Origin of the sequence: Weissella koreensis KACC 15510, from assembly GCF_000219805.1 — a bacterium.
Taxonomy (GTDB): domain Bacteria; phylum Bacillota; class Bacilli; order Lactobacillales; family Lactobacillaceae; genus Weissella; species Weissella koreensis.
In genome coordinates this window covers 1,095,411-1,108,666 of record NC_015759.1, presented here as the reverse complement: position 1 = coordinate 1,108,666, position 13,256 = coordinate 1,095,411, and the positions used below count along the sequence as shown (strand labels likewise).

At 36.5% G+C, this 13,256-nt stretch carries 14 protein-coding genes and 1 tRNA gene; 2 read left to right on the top strand and 13 right to left on the bottom strand.

Annotated elements, in window-relative coordinates:
• Positions 1-23: 23 nt before the first annotated feature.
• Entirely contained in the window at positions 24-1,034 is a 1,011-nt protein-coding gene (gene gap / locus WKK_RS05330) for a type I glyceraldehyde-3-phosphate dehydrogenase (protein ID WP_006845084.1), read from the bottom strand.
• 490 nt (positions 1,035-1,524) lie between these two features.
• Here gap and WKK_RS05325 point away from each other — a divergent pair.
• Positions 1,525-1,596, top strand: a tRNA-Arg gene (locus tag WKK_RS05325).
• A gap of 220 nt (positions 1,597-1,816) precedes the next feature.
• Here WKK_RS05325 and WKK_RS05320 read toward each other — a convergent pair.
• Both WKK_RS05320 and WKK_RS05315 read right to left on the bottom strand, forming a co-directional pair.
• The gene (locus WKK_RS05320) at positions 1,817-2,272 is read right to left on the bottom strand and encodes a hypothetical protein (protein ID WP_013989694.1); all 456 of its coding nucleotides are present in this window, start codon (positions 2,270-2,272) and stop codon (positions 1,817-1,819) included.
• Positions 2,269-2,640 carry a helix-turn-helix domain-containing protein gene (locus WKK_RS05315; RefSeq protein ID WP_006845082.1) on the bottom strand — a complete coding sequence of 124 codons (372 nt, stop codon included), beginning with the start codon at positions 2,638-2,640 and terminating at the stop codon, positions 2,269-2,271. Before WKK_RS05315 ends, WKK_RS05320 begins: the two co-directional genes overlap by 4 nt.
• Positions 2,641-2,798: 158 nt before the next feature.
• Here WKK_RS05315 and WKK_RS05310 point away from each other — a divergent pair, with 158 nt between their 5' ends.
• On the top strand, positions 2,799-2,999 hold the full coding sequence (locus WKK_RS05310; RefSeq protein WP_041942390.1) for a hypothetical protein: 201 nt from the start codon (positions 2,799-2,801) through the stop codon (positions 2,997-2,999).
• An 84-nt stretch (positions 3,000-3,083) separates the two neighbouring features.
• Here the strand turns inward: WKK_RS05310 and WKK_RS05305 are convergent, their stop codons facing one another.
• The 10 genes from WKK_RS05305 to hprK form a co-directional block, all read right to left on the bottom strand.
• Positions 3,084-3,938, bottom strand: a complete 855-nt coding sequence (locus WKK_RS05305) for a DNA/RNA non-specific endonuclease (RefSeq protein WP_006845080.1) — start codon at positions 3,936-3,938, stop codon at positions 3,084-3,086.
• 356 nt (positions 3,939-4,294) lie between these two features.
• Positions 4,295-5,626, bottom strand: a complete 1,332-nt coding sequence (gene eno, locus WKK_RS05300) for a phosphopyruvate hydratase (protein ID WP_006845079.1) — start codon at positions 5,624-5,626, stop codon at positions 4,295-4,297.
• An 80-nt stretch (positions 5,627-5,706) separates the two neighbouring features.
• Positions 5,707-6,516, bottom strand: coding sequence for a triose-phosphate isomerase (tpiA, locus tag WKK_RS05295; RefSeq protein WP_238530577.1), 810 nt, complete (start codon positions 6,514-6,516; stop codon positions 5,707-5,709).
• Between the two features lie 168 nt (positions 6,517-6,684).
• The gene (ptsP, locus tag WKK_RS05290; protein WP_006845077.1) at positions 6,685-8,412 is read right to left on the bottom strand and encodes a phosphoenolpyruvate--protein phosphotransferase; all 1,728 of its coding nucleotides are present in this window, start codon (positions 8,410-8,412) and stop codon (positions 6,685-6,687) included.
• A gap of 47 nt (positions 8,413-8,459) precedes the next feature.
• Entirely contained in the window at positions 8,460-8,723 is a 264-nt protein-coding gene (locus tag WKK_RS05285; RefSeq protein WP_006845076.1) for a phosphocarrier protein HPr, read from the bottom strand.
• A gap of 189 nt (positions 8,724-8,912) precedes the next feature.
• Positions 8,913-9,107 (bottom strand): hypothetical protein, encoded by a 195-nt coding sequence (locus WKK_RS05280; protein ID WP_013989692.1) that lies wholly within the window; start codon positions 9,105-9,107, stop codon positions 8,913-8,915.
• Between the two features lie 50 nt (positions 9,108-9,157).
• The gene (gene trxB / locus WKK_RS05275) at positions 9,158-10,087 is read right to left on the bottom strand and encodes a thioredoxin-disulfide reductase (RefSeq protein ID WP_006845074.1); all 930 of its coding nucleotides are present in this window, start codon (positions 10,085-10,087) and stop codon (positions 9,158-9,160) included.
• Between the two features lie 220 nt (positions 10,088-10,307).
• Positions 10,308-11,183 (bottom strand): UTP--glucose-1-phosphate uridylyltransferase GalU, encoded by an 876-nt coding sequence (gene galU, locus WKK_RS05270; RefSeq protein WP_006845073.1) that lies wholly within the window; start codon positions 11,181-11,183, stop codon positions 10,308-10,310.
• 6 nt (positions 11,184-11,189) lie between these two features.
• Complete coding sequence (locus WKK_RS05265) at positions 11,190-12,209, bottom strand: NAD(P)H-dependent glycerol-3-phosphate dehydrogenase (protein ID WP_013989691.1); 1,020 nt, start codon at positions 12,207-12,209, stop codon at positions 11,190-11,192.
• 100 nt (positions 12,210-12,309) lie between these two features.
• Complete coding sequence (gene hprK / locus WKK_RS05260) at positions 12,310-13,242, bottom strand: HPr(Ser) kinase/phosphatase (RefSeq protein ID WP_006845071.1); 933 nt, start codon at positions 13,240-13,242, stop codon at positions 12,310-12,312.
• Positions 13,243-13,256 lie beyond the last annotated feature (14 nt).

Genomic DNA, 13,256 nt, shown 5'->3' with positions numbered 1-13,256 from the left:
TTCTTGCTTAAATTAGCCTAATTTTACAATTGTGCCAAGTGCAATAAAGTACGAACCATGTTTGAAGTAAATCCGTATTCATTGTCATACCAAGCAGCAGTTTGAACCAATTGCTTGTCACCAACAGTGATAATCTTAGTCAAAGTTGGGTCAAAGACAGCACCGTGAGTATCTCCAATGATGTCTGAAGAAACAATTTCGTCTCCGTTATAACCGAATGAAGGAGTCTCGTACTTCTTAACAGCATCGTTAATCTCTTCAACAGTAACAGTCTTTGACAAAACAGTAGTCAATTCAGTGATAGAACCGTCAACAACACCAACACGTTGTGCATGTCCATCCAACTTACCCTTCAATTCAGGAACAACAAGTCCGATAGCCTTGGCTGCACCAGTTGAGTGAGGGATAGTGTTAACTGAAGCTGTACGGTTTGAACGAGCCTTCTTACCCTTAGGTCCATCCAAAATCATTTGAGTAGAAGTAAAGGCGTGAACAGTTGTCATCAAACCAAGTTCGATTCCAAATTCAGCATTCAAAGCGTTTGCCAATGGTGCCAAAGATTGTGTAGTACATGAACCTGCAGAAACGATTGTGTCATCTGCTTTCAAAACATCTTGGTTAACACCATAAACAACAGTAGGAACATCACCGGCTGGGGCTGAGATAAGAACCTTCTTAGCACCTGCATCCAAGTGAGCTTGTGACTTTTCTGCTGAAGTGTAGAATCCAGTTGATTCCAAAACGATTTCAACACCGTCATTTGCAACCCACTTCAAGTCTGCAGCATTACGTTCTGCGTAAACTGTGATGTGGCGTCCATCAACGATGATACCAGTTTCGTCTGCTGAAACTTCAGCATTCAAAGTTCCGTGAGTTGAGTCATACTTCAATAAGTAAGCCAACATTGCAGGGTTAGTCAAGTCGTTAATTGCAACAACTTCAATATCATCTGCTGTACCTTTTAATTCTAAGATACGGCGGAATGCCAAACGTCCAATACGGCCGAAACCGTTGATACCAATTTTAACAGTCATGTGTAAGAAGCCTCCAAGTATATTTTTGTTAACGTTTTTTACAACTATTATTTTACGCTATTTTCGATCAATTCGCAAATCAAATCAGGCATCATTTCTTGAGATTGTGAAATTTTTATATAACAGTATTGTATGCAAGCGTTTCCAATGGCTATTTAACCATATTTGTATTGTTCATCATTAGCTGATTCTGTCTGCTTTTTCAATTTACGGAGAACTTGTCCTTATTAATTTCAATCAAACTTTGTGAAGGCTTCACATTTAACATGACTCCAAGCCCTTAGTAGCTTTATTATTACTACTAGTTATGTAATAGTCCATTTATTTAATTTTTAATCATTGTAAATCACCTTTACAAGGTTTAAAGACAAACTAAATTTAAATATCAACATTTAAAAAAGGTTGATAACATCCTTCTATTCAGGTCTTGTTAATTAATCATTAACTTGTACTTGTTCAATAATTTATGATATAATTATCGAATTGTTAAGCGCGCCTAGTGTAATGGATATCACGTGAGATTCCGGTTCTTGAGATGAGGGTTCGATTCCCCCGGTGCGCATAGCTAATATTTAAAATCCCAAATTATCACCGTTATCTTTGGTAATTTGGGATTTTTTATATCTTAAATAACAAAAAAGGCACCCAAATAAATGAGTACCTAAAATAGTATTTTTAACAAAGATATTTAAATCATTATTATGTATCTATTTTACAGAAAAGGTTATGTTAACCCATAACCAACCTTAAACCACATTTACTAAAAACTCTTAAGAGATTAATTAATTAATTAATCCTTGCCGTTCATAATAAGTAACTGTCTCTTCCGCAAATTCACGATCATATCCCAATTCGTCCATGATCATCCATGGTTCAAACGATTGATCGGGATATTTCTGGACTAGTTTTAAAATAGTTTGTTCGTTAGTCATGTATTCAATAATGGATTCACGTGCATCAACTTCATCATTATTGGCATGCAATTCATCATAATCCAAATGATTACCTAGATCAGAAATAGCATGAAAGTACTCCTCGACTAACGTTTTTGCCTTATCAAAAATACTTAAATCTTTATCGACAAATATAAAAGCATTATTTCCCTTTAAAAAAGTAACCCCTTCTAATTGAGTTTCTTTATATAGGGGTACCGTATCTGAAATAATCGGCGTTAATTTATATTGTCTTAAATCTTCTTCTACTCGAATTAATAATTCATCGTATTCGTTACTATTCATTGACGATCCTCATAATCTGCAACTAATCCTTCAACATACGACTTAGCCCGATCAATAATTCTTTGTCGATCATAAGCTGGTAAACGTGATAAATCAATCCCCCAATGCGCAGCAACGAGCGTTGGTTCTTCGTTATTTTGATCCTTATTTTCTTGATCTTCGACTAATTCGTATTTTCCAACTCCAAAGAAGTTAGCCATTAATTCAAGTTTATCGATCCGAGGATACGTTTTACCATTTGACCAATCAGAAACAGTAGCCGTTGACACACCAATTGCTTCAGCAAATTTAACTGCTGTTATTCGGTTTTCTTTCAATAACCGTTTAATGTTACGTCCCATGATGATTCGACCTTCTGAACTTGCCATATTAAACTCCTAGTGTAATTTATTTTACATTATTATAAACTGAAACTTAATTTATTTCAAGGTTAAACCTAATTAACCCTTGAAATAAAGTTAAACCTAATATATAATAAAGATATTCATTAAAAATTAAGTTATTTGCTATTATTCTGGAGGCATTCATGTATTCAAACTTTTTCATTTCATTAATTACCGTCTTCTTCTTCATCTTAATTCTAGTTGGTTTATATACCGTAACCAACTTCATCATTCATTTCTTTAAACGCTATTGGCGCGGTTTTTATCGTATGTCCCGATATTTATACAAGCGACTGCATGGTGAACCAGAATCAGATGCTATGCACTATGCAATGCATCATTAACCTTATTATTTATATATAAATAGGACTACTTTATTTGATTTTTGGGGAACCCCTAGTGAATAAAGTAGTCTTATTTTTTATTTTCTAGTTAATTTTACCTGCACCAGTTTGATAATTAATCGTTACCCCTGGTTGTACATTTGGAATTAAAACATTAATTTGAAGTGTTCCATCTGAAGACTTAGCTTCAATGTGATTCACCGATGGCACTAAATTATTACCAGTATAAAGGGGCGTTACTCGATAACGAACCTTCTTATTTGAATCTAGTGCTTTACGAACTAAACTTTCATAATAATTTTGTCCAGTGTTTTGATCATTTCCATTAGAAGATTGATTAGCCCAAGCAGTCTGCGTAGTAATATTTTGCGGATTAGCCTCACTGGCATCAAATCCATTAATATTCCCAGCTAATGCATATCCAATAGAATGTCCACGATTATACAGGACCTGACTTTTACCATTAATTCTTAGTTGTTGCCAACCGACCGGATTAATCGTACGATTATTACCGGTTTCTTGACGATTACGATATTGGCGACTTGATCTTGATAACCATGCATTCGCTGCACCTGGCCGTCCTTGTTGATCTTGACGCGCCAATTGAACATATGGAGCTGATGAAACATTTGCATTTAAATTAGTTTTATTTTGATCAACAACAAACGCACCGGTTCCATTATATTTAATGGTTTGAGCCCGGACTTGATTTTTTACATCATCCGTCAAAACTGAAGTAGCCAAGCTTTCAGTCGGCTTTTGATCATTTACTGAACCATATTCAACTTTTTCATCAGTTTTGACCGTTTCAGTCGCATAGTTATCATTTATTGAAGAGTCCTTCTGATGTTGATTTTCTAAATATCCTCCAGTAGCCACTACGACAGCTGCTAATAAGCCATACCACTTTTTATAATTTATCCTTTTTTTACGACTCATCTACTCAAACTCCTTCTTCATGATCTTGGTATCTCACCTCATATATCAACAATTCATAAAATTATATTTATAAAAAAATATATACTCAAGACCAGCTTAATTTAAATTTGATATTTCATGGCTAAACTAATATTTTTAATTATTTTTTATAATCATACGGTTTTACAATTATTTACCATTTCAATTAAATTTCACCAATTAGTAGCATGTTTGTATAGTTTTTAGTAATTGGTAACCGTCTGCTTCATTCATTTGGATAATTATTTTTATATTGTAATTTAAAAATGAAACAAAAAAAGAGACTGGACAAAAATTGTCACGGCCTCTCTAAATTAACATTAATTGCTTAATTTTTATTACTTGTAGTTGATGATTGCTGCCTTAGCATCTTTATCGATGTTGTAGAAGCTGTTAATACCCTTGTAATCAGCTACAACAGGAGTCAACAAATCTTCAATACGCATCAATTGGTTATACTTAGCAATACGATCAGTACGTGACATTGAACCAGTCTTAATTTGACCAGCATTAGTTGCAACAACTAAGTCTGCAATGGTTGTATCTTCAGTTTCACCTGAACGGTGTGAAACAATCGCTGTGTAACCAGCTTCTTTAGCCATTTCAATAGCTTCCATTGTTTCAGTCAATGTACCAATTTGGTTAACCTTGATCAAGATAGCATTGGCAGCGCCCATGTCGATACCCTTCTTCAAGTATTCCGTATTAGTAACAAAGAAGTCATCACCAACCAATTGAACCTTGTCTCCAAGCTTATCAGTCAACTTAACCCAAGCATCCCATTCGTTTTCATCCAAAGGATCTTCGATTGAAACGATAGGGTACTTTTCAACTAAGTCTGACAAGTATTCGATGAATTCGTCAGTTGTGTATTCCTTCTTATCAGGTTCTCCATCCAAAACGTAAAGCTTACGTTCTGCATCAAAGAATTCTGATGAAGCAACGTCAAAGGCGATAGCAATATCTTTACCAGCAGTGTAGCCAGCATTTTCAATAGCCTTCAACAAGTATTCAAATGGTTCTGCGTTTGACTTGAAGTCAGGAGCAAATCCACCTTCATCACCAACAGCAGTTGAGTGACCTGAAGCCTTCAACAATGCTTGCAAAGCATGGAAAGTTTCTGATCCCATACGAATAGCTTCGGCCATCGTCTTAGCCCCAACAGGCATGATCATGAATTCTTGGAAATCAACAGAGTTAGCAGCATGTGCTCCACCATTGATAACGTTCATCATTGGAGTTGGCAAAGTATGAGCATTGAAACCACCAAGGTAGTTGTACAATGGAGTTCCCAATTCATCAGCAGCGGCACGAGCAGCAGCAATTGAAACACCAAGAATGGCGTTGGCTCCCAACTTAGCTTTAGTTGGTGTACCGTCCAAAGCGATCATTGTCTTATCCAACAAAACTTGATCAGTAACATCCATACCAATCAACTTGTTCTTAATCGTAGTGTTGACGTTTTCAACAGCCTTCAAAGTTCCTTTTCCAAGGAACCGGCTCTTGTCACCGTCACGAAGTTCAACAGCTTCGTGTTCTCCAGTTGAAGCTCCTGAAGGAACGATTCCACGACCGAAACCACCTTCTTCAGTGTAAACTTCAACTTCAACAGTAGGATTACCACGTGAATCCAAAACCTCACGTGCATAAATATCAGTAATTGCAGACATTTGTATTCTCCTTACAAATTATATAATTAGTAGTTGGGTTGTAATACCCATCACAAAGAGAATTATACCATATTTTTACATTAAAACTCATCAAGTCGTCTAATTTTTGTAAGAAGTGCTCGATTTGCTACTTGGCATAATTCAATAAAATTGTCTGGGTCTAGTGCTGAATCACCAACTAAGACCCCATCAATATCATCTTGAATCATTAATTCATACGCATTTTCTGGTTTCACTGAACCACCATACATAATGCGCACGGCATTTGCAACATCCCAATCATACATATCAGCTAAAGTTAGACGAATTCGTCGCAAGCTAAATTGTGCTAATGCCGGGGTCATGGCTTGACCACTCCCAATTGATGCAGTCGGTTCATAGGCGATAATAACGGATTTGGCTACTTCCGCAGAAATACCTTCTAAAGATTCAATAACTTCATTTACCACCCAGTGAGATCGATCATTATCATCTTTAGGTTTAATTGCTTCATCAATTGCAATAATAGGAATTAAATTATGTTGTAAAGCAGCCTGTGCCTTTAAATTAACTTTTTCATCTGTTTCACGAAAATAATTTCGTCGTTCAGAATGACCAATAATCACATATGTAACACCCAAATCTTCTAAAGCTGCAGGGGAAGTTTCACCAGTAAAAGCACCACGATCTTGCCAATACATATTTTCAGCACCAATTGAGATATCCGTCTGTTTGGCCGCTTCAACCATTGCAGGCAATAAAACATCCTGACCTGCTAAAACGGGAATCACATCAGGATAGCGTCTCAGCGGATTTGCAATTTTTTGAATATAAGCTGACGATTCACTTGGTAACTTGTTCATCTTCCAATTCGCAATAACCAGTGGGCGTCGATTCATCATTTCCATCATGCTGCTCCCTTCACCAATAGCATAAACACATTATACCAAAAATAATAATTTAACAATATAAATAAGTTTATTAAGCCATTCACAAGGTTTCGTTAAACTATACCAATTACATTTAAATAAAAATAAATCGCATATCCTCATCTCATGTAAGGCTATACGATTTTTTAGTTACTTTAAGTTCAAAGTATCCTCAACCAATTTTTTAACTTCTTCGTTGCTATCCATATTCAAAGCTTTTTCAGCTAATTTAGCCATTTCTTTAGAATCTAGAGATTTTAGAAGTGCTCGCGTTTGAAGGACAGAAGTTGATGACATTGAAAATTCGTCTAATCCCATTCCTAACAAAAGTGGAGCCGCAATTTGATCTCCAGCCATTTCTCCACACATTGCAACAAATTTATTGTATTTATGTGCAGCGTCAATTACATTTTTAATCAAACGCAAAATTGAAGGATTATATGGTTGATATAAATAAGAAACGTGTTCATTACCACGATCGGCAGCCATTGTATAGGCTATTAGATCATTAGTTCCAATTGAAAAGAAGTCAACTTCCTGAGCAAATCGGTCAGCAAGCATGGCAGCAGCAGGAATTTCAATCATGATTCCTAGCTTAATATCATCTGAAACAGCTACACCAGCTTGAACTAATTTTTGCTTTTCATCATCAAAAATATCACGTGCGGCTCTAAATTCAGAGAGTGTCGCAATCATTGGGAACATAATCCATAGTTCTCCATAAACTGAAGCCCGCAATAAGGCACGTAACTGTGTCCGGAAGATATCTGTCCGATCCAATGAAATTCGAATAGCCCGATAACCCATAAAGGGATTTTCTTCTTTTGGTAATGGTAAGTAAGGCAAATACTTGTCCCCACCAATATCCATAGTTCGAACTGTGACTGGTTTGTCACCCATTCCATCTAAAATCGTTTTATAGGCTTCAAATTGAGCATCTTCTGATGGTAATTCAGCCGAATCCATATATAAGAATTCAGTCCGATAAAGTCCTATACCTTCAGATCCACTTTCAAGAACGCCAGCCAAATCCTTAGGCGTCCCAATATTAGAACCAACAATTAATTTTTTACCATCAGCTGAAACTGAAGCTTCATTTTTAAGTTTCGACCATTCGAGCTTTTTAGCATTATAATCATCTGACTCTTTTTGTGCCTCTTTGATTTCAGTCTCTTCCGGATTAACTACAGCGGTTCCATCTAACCCATTAAGAATCAAAATATCCCCATCGTTAATATCCTGTGTTGATGTTGCTGAACCAACAACTGCTGGTATCTCCAATGTTCGTGCCATAATAGCCGCATGAGCAGTTCTACCACCCAAATCGGTAATAAATCCCTTAACAAATTTTCGATCAAGTTGCGCAGTATCCGACGGTGTCATATCCTTAGCAACAATTACAACCTCATCTTGAATCAAAGCTGGATTTGGTAATTTTTTACCTAATAAATGAGCCAAAGCCCGCTTAGTAACATCTCGAATGTCTGCAGCTCGTTCTGCCATATAAGGATTGTCATCAGCCATTCCTTCAAACATATCAATATACATGTCAGTTACACTTTTCAGTGCACTTTCAGCATTAACATGTTCTGTTTCAATTACATTATTAATTCCACCAATTAATTCAGGATCTTCTAGAACCATAATATGAGCGGTAAACACTTCTGCTTCTTCCGCTCCCATATTTTGACTAGCTTTATCTCTGATTTGTTCCAAATCTGTCTTTGAAACAGAAAAGGCCGCTTCTAAGCGGCCCTTTTCTGATTGCACGTCATCAATTGTAACTTGCTCAAAAGACAAATCAGGATCCACTAACTTATAGGCTTTCGCAATTGCAACGCCATTTGACGCAGCAATTCCTTTGATCACTTGTGCCATAATTTGGCTCCCCCTCATTTATGCAACAATTTTATTACAAGTAAAAATTATGCTAATCCTTCATTTGTCATTGTTTGTCCAATGGCTTCGATTGCTTCAGCAGCATCGTCACCATCAGCTGAAATTTTAACATCAGCATGTTGTCCAACACCCAAAGACATTACACCCATGATTGACTTTAAATTAACGTCCTTACCATCGTATGATAAAGTGATATTTGATGAGAACTTTGATGCTGTTTGAACCAACAAAGTAGCTGGGCGAGCGTGGATACCTGTTTCGGCTGTAATGTGAAATTCGCGTGATTCCATGATAAATGTACTCCCTTTTATTTATATTTAATTATTTATGATAATCCGGATATAGTCCTTCTTACCTTATCTATTATAACGATATTTTCTTTTTTTTGCAAACGGTTACAGTCCGCATTTTAACAACACCTATCAAAAACAATAAAGGTCTTATTAAACAGAACAATTTTGATCAATAAATTATATGAATTAGTTATCATTATTCTCTGAAAAATTAGCCCGGCGATAAGTGATCAAACCATTCCGGCCTGCGATTCCTCGAATAGCATTTTGATATGGATAACTTCGCCAAACTTCATAAAAATCCGAAAATTGACTAGGCTCCAATTTAAATTCTTTAATTTCATCCATCCTTAATTGTTCTAATAATTTATTATAATCCATCTATGAATTCCTCGATATGTTTTTTTAATAAATTAACTGATTGATTTTTACTAATCTTTTAGACTTTCAATATATGCATAGGCATTCTGACCCGCAATTGCTGCATCCCCAACGGCTGTTGCAATTTGCCTTAACTCTTTAGATCGAACATCTCCTAGTGCAAAAATACCAGGTTGTTTTGTTTCCATCCGTTCATTCGTTACAATCCAATTTTCTTCATCAGTAATGTCTAAATTCATAAACGGTTCAGTTACTGGCAAAAGTCCAACATAAATAAAGACTCCAGCGGTTTCAAACGTTGAACGTTCTTGCGTTTGATTATTAATCAGTTTTACTCCTGTTACCTTTTGATCAGTTCCAATCACTTCTTCAACTTCAGTATTCCACATAAAATCAATTTTATCATTAGAAAAAGCCCGATCTTGTAGGATCTTTTGAGCACGAAGTTCACCACGTCGATGAATAACGGTGACATGGTCAACAATTCTTGCTAAGTAATTAGCTTCTTCAATCGCAGAATCACCGCCACCAACTACAATAACATTTTTACCTTTAAAAAAGGCACCATCACAAACTGCACAATAGGAAATACCTCGACCGTTATAGGTATCTTCTCCTGGAACACCTAACTTTTTATATTGTGAACCGGTAGCAACAATCACAGAATCAGTGGTGTATTCATCCATATCAGTTACAATTTTAAAAGTTTTATCCGATTGTGGCAAAACCTGTTCTACATTGCCAAACGTATATTCAACTCCTAATTTTTCCGTAGCCGCATACATTTTTTCAGATAATTCAGGTCCTTGAATTGACACGTAGCCTGGATAATTTTCAATTTCAGCGGTATTGTTCATTTGACCACCATAAATTCCACGATCTAACATCAACGTTTTTAAATTAGCACGGGCAGTATAAATTGCTGCTGTCATTCCACCGGGGCCGGCTCCAATCACGGTTACTGCAAAATGTTCACTCATTTGATGCCCTCCTGTTTAAAGATAACTTCTACATCTTGAATCAAGTTTATTCCAAAATTATAACGCATTTACTATGCAATTTCAGTATATACCCGAATCAACTATATTGATGTAGTGTAGTACATCAATTTAAATTAACATGAAGTTGTCAAATAATTACCATTAATTAAAAAAGAGGTCCGAATATCTTATTCTTACCTCTTCTTAAAATTATAATGATTTAGTCTAAGGTTTTAGCTAAATCTTTAATGTATTGCTTCAAAGCTGCACCTGTTTGTGGGTGTTCCAAACCAAATTCAATATTTGTTGTTAAGAAACCGATCTTTGATCCAATGTCATAACGATGTCCCTTAAATTCATGAGCATAGACATGTTGACGTTGGTTCAAAGAATCAATAGCATCAGTCAACTGAACTTCGTTTCCCTTACCTGGCTTAGTCTTTTCTAGTTCTTCAAAAATTTCTGGTGTTAATAGATACCGTCCGATAATAGCCAAATCAGAAGGTGCATCTTCTGGCTTAGGCTTTTCCACGAATGTTGAAACTTTATGCAATCCAGGTGTTACTTCAGTATCTGGTGCAATCACTCCATATTCAGAAACTTGATCATGTGGCACCTTCATAACCGCTAAGGTTGAATCACCAGTTTGTTCATAGCGTTCAATTAATTGCTTAGTTAATGGCTTTTCATCAGTCATTAAGTCATCCCCAAGCATTACAACGAATGGTTCATCACCAATAAATGCTTTAGCTGTCAAAACTGCATCCCCTAATCCCCGTGGATGTGATTGACGGATAAAGTAAAGATTAATATCAGTTGTTTCTTGAACCAACTTCAATAATTCATCCTTACCTTTTTCTTTCAAATTGTTTTCCAATTCAGGATTTGAGTCAAAATGATCTTCAATTGAACGTTTTGATTTTCCATCAACAATGACGATATCTTCAATTCCTGAAGCCAAAGCTTCTTCGATGATAAATTGAATTGTAGGCTTGTCAACAATGGGTAACATTTCTTTTGCTAAAGCCTTTGTTGCAGGCAAAAAACGTGTTCCCAATCCGGCTGCTGGAATAACTGCTTTACGTACTGGTTTCATTATATTTTACTTCCCTTCGTGGTGCAATGGACGATCCATTAATTCTCTAATTACAATTTTGGGGTCGCGATCTTCATAAATAACCTGATAGACTGCTTCTGATATTGGCATTTCAACTTGCTTAGTTTGTGCTAAATCATGCACCACCTTAGTTGTTGAAATTCCTTCAATCACCATTCCCATATGTTCAATCACTTCTTCTTTACTTAGTCCCTCACCTAATTGCATTCCCGCACGAAAATTACGTGAATGTGTAGATGTAGCAGTAGCAAATAAATCACCAACTCCTGCTAAGCCCATAAAGGTCATTGGACTAGCGCCATAAGCTTTTCCTAGCTGTGCCATTTCATTTAATCCTCGAGTAAACAAGGCCGCTTTCGCATTGGCATCATAATTTAAACTTTGCAAAGCTCCTGCCGCAATGGCAATTACGTTTTTCAAAGCGCCACCCAACTCGGCCCCAACAATATCATCATTGGTATAAACCCGAAATGTTGAATTACTCATCACACGTTGAACTCGTTCTGCCACGGACAAATCTTCGCTAACCGCTGTAACAGTTGTCGGATCATGTTTAATAACACCCTCAGCGTGTGAAGGGCCTGCGATAACTGCGATACCTGCCAAATATTTAGCCTCAATTTCTTCGGTAATCATTTGACTCGCAAACTTATATGTTGATGGTTCCAGCCCCTTGGTTGCGGCCACCACAATCGATTTTTGCTGTAATTGTTCCAGTGCTTGATTCAACAAGTTAGCCACTTCACGGGTCGCCTTAGTAGGAACAACACTCAAAATAATCTCTGCCCCATCAACCGCAGTTAACAAATCAGTCGTCGCACTAATGCTCGCTTGTAAAACACGGTCTCCTAAATATTCTTTATTTGTATGTTGTATATTAATTTCGTCAACTGTGACCGCACGATGGCCCCAAATTTTGACTGCATGTCCATTTTCTGCCACAACATTAGCTAAAGCCGTTCCCCATGAACCAGCCCCTAATACTGCCACCTTTATTTGATCCATGTCATTTCTCCCCAATGGTTTTAATTAAATCACTCTTATAGGTTATCATATTTTATCATCTTTTAAAATCTATATTTAAGCGCTTTCAATAATGATTTTGTTAATCTTTTGAATTTTCTTCGATTAATTTATTCAAATTTTGATTAAACGTTTCAGTTGCATCAAATCCCATCTTCTTAGCTCGAAAGTTTTTGGCTGCAGTTTCAATCAAAACAGCTAGATTTCTTCCAGTTTGAACTGGCAAAACCATTCTTGGCAAACTTACACCTTGGATTGAAATATGATCTTCACCATTTCCTAAACGGTCAAATTTTGTATCTTTATCCCACTTAGCAAGGTGAAGATTAAATGAAATATTAGAATGATCACGAACAGCCCCTGCACCAAATAAGTTCAATACGTCAATAATACCGACGCCTCGTAACTCCATTAAATTTCTTAAAATAGCTGGCGCTTCACCAACTAAATGCTTTTCATCACGTTGATAAATATCAACTCGATCATCCGCAATTAATCGGTGTCCACGTTGAACCAATTCCAAAGCTGTTTCTGATTTTCCAACACCAGAATCACCGGTAATTAAAATTCCTAATCCATAAAGATCCACCAAAACACCATGCATTGATTGACGTTCTGCTAACTCCCCAGATAAATAGTATGTCATATTTGCTAAAATTTGAGACGATGTTAATTCAGTCGCCAAGACCGGAATTTCAGATTCATTGGCAGCTTTTAAGAACTCAGCTGGTAATTTGCGACCTGTTGAAATCACAAATACTGGAGTTTTTTCGCCCATCATTTTACGCGCAATCATTAATAATTCATCATGATTCATTCGTTCAGCAAATGAGGTTTCCGTAATCCCCATCAACTGTACACGCTCTGGTGCATAATAATCAAAATAGCCTGTCATCTCCAGACCAGGTCGTGAAATATCGGCGGTTACAATTTTACGATTCAACCACTCTTCACCTTGCACAACCTCTAAACGGGTATTTGCTAATAGATCTTTCACTTGAATTGTTTTTGCCATAATAGCTCCTAATT

Bases quoted from the DNA above. Each gene is read 5' to 3' on its own strand.
- gap (WP_006845084.1), bottom strand. From the start codon at position 1,034: ATGACTGTTAAAATTGGTATCAACGGTTTCGGCCGTATTGGACGTTTG.
- WKK_RS05320 (WP_013989694.1), bottom strand. From the start codon at position 2,272: ATGAATAGTAACGAATACGATGAATTATTAATTCGAGTAGAAGAAGAT.
- WKK_RS05315 (WP_006845082.1), bottom strand. From the start codon at position 2,640: ATGGCAAGTTCAGAAGGTCGAATCATCATGGGACGTAACATTAAACGG.
- WKK_RS05310 (WP_041942390.1), top strand. From the start codon at position 2,799: ATGTATTCAAACTTTTTCATTTCATTAATTACCGTCTTCTTCTTCATC.
- WKK_RS05305 (WP_006845080.1), bottom strand. From the start codon at position 3,938: ATGAGTCGTAAAAAAAGGATAAATTATAAAAAGTGGTATGGCTTATTA.
- eno (WP_006845079.1), bottom strand. From the start codon at position 5,626: ATGTCTGCAATTACTGATATTTATGCACGTGAGGTTTTGGATTCACGT.
- tpiA (WP_238530577.1), bottom strand. From the start codon at position 6,516: ATGATGGAAATGATGAATCGACGCCCACTGGTTATTGCGAATTGGAAG.
- ptsP (WP_006845077.1), bottom strand. From the start codon at position 8,412: ATGGCACAAGTGATCAAAGGAATTGCTGCGTCAAATGGCGTTGCAATT.
- WKK_RS05285 (WP_006845076.1), bottom strand. From the start codon at position 8,723: ATGGAATCACGCGAATTTCACATTACAGCCGAAACAGGTATCCACGCT.
- WKK_RS05280 (WP_013989692.1), bottom strand. From the start codon at position 9,107: ATGGATTATAATAAATTATTAGAACAATTAAGGATGGATGAAATTAAA.
- trxB (WP_006845074.1), bottom strand. From the start codon at position 10,087: ATGAGTGAACATTTTGCAGTAACCGTGATTGGAGCCGGCCCCGGTGGA.
- galU (WP_006845073.1), bottom strand. From the start codon at position 11,183: ATGAAACCAGTACGTAAAGCAGTTATTCCAGCAGCCGGATTGGGAACA.
- WKK_RS05265 (WP_013989691.1), bottom strand. From the start codon at position 12,209: ATGGATCAAATAAAGGTGGCAGTATTAGGGGCTGGTTCATGGGGAACG.
- hprK (WP_006845071.1), bottom strand. From the start codon at position 13,242: ATGGCAAAAACAATTCAAGTGAAAGATCTATTAGCAAATACCCGTTTA.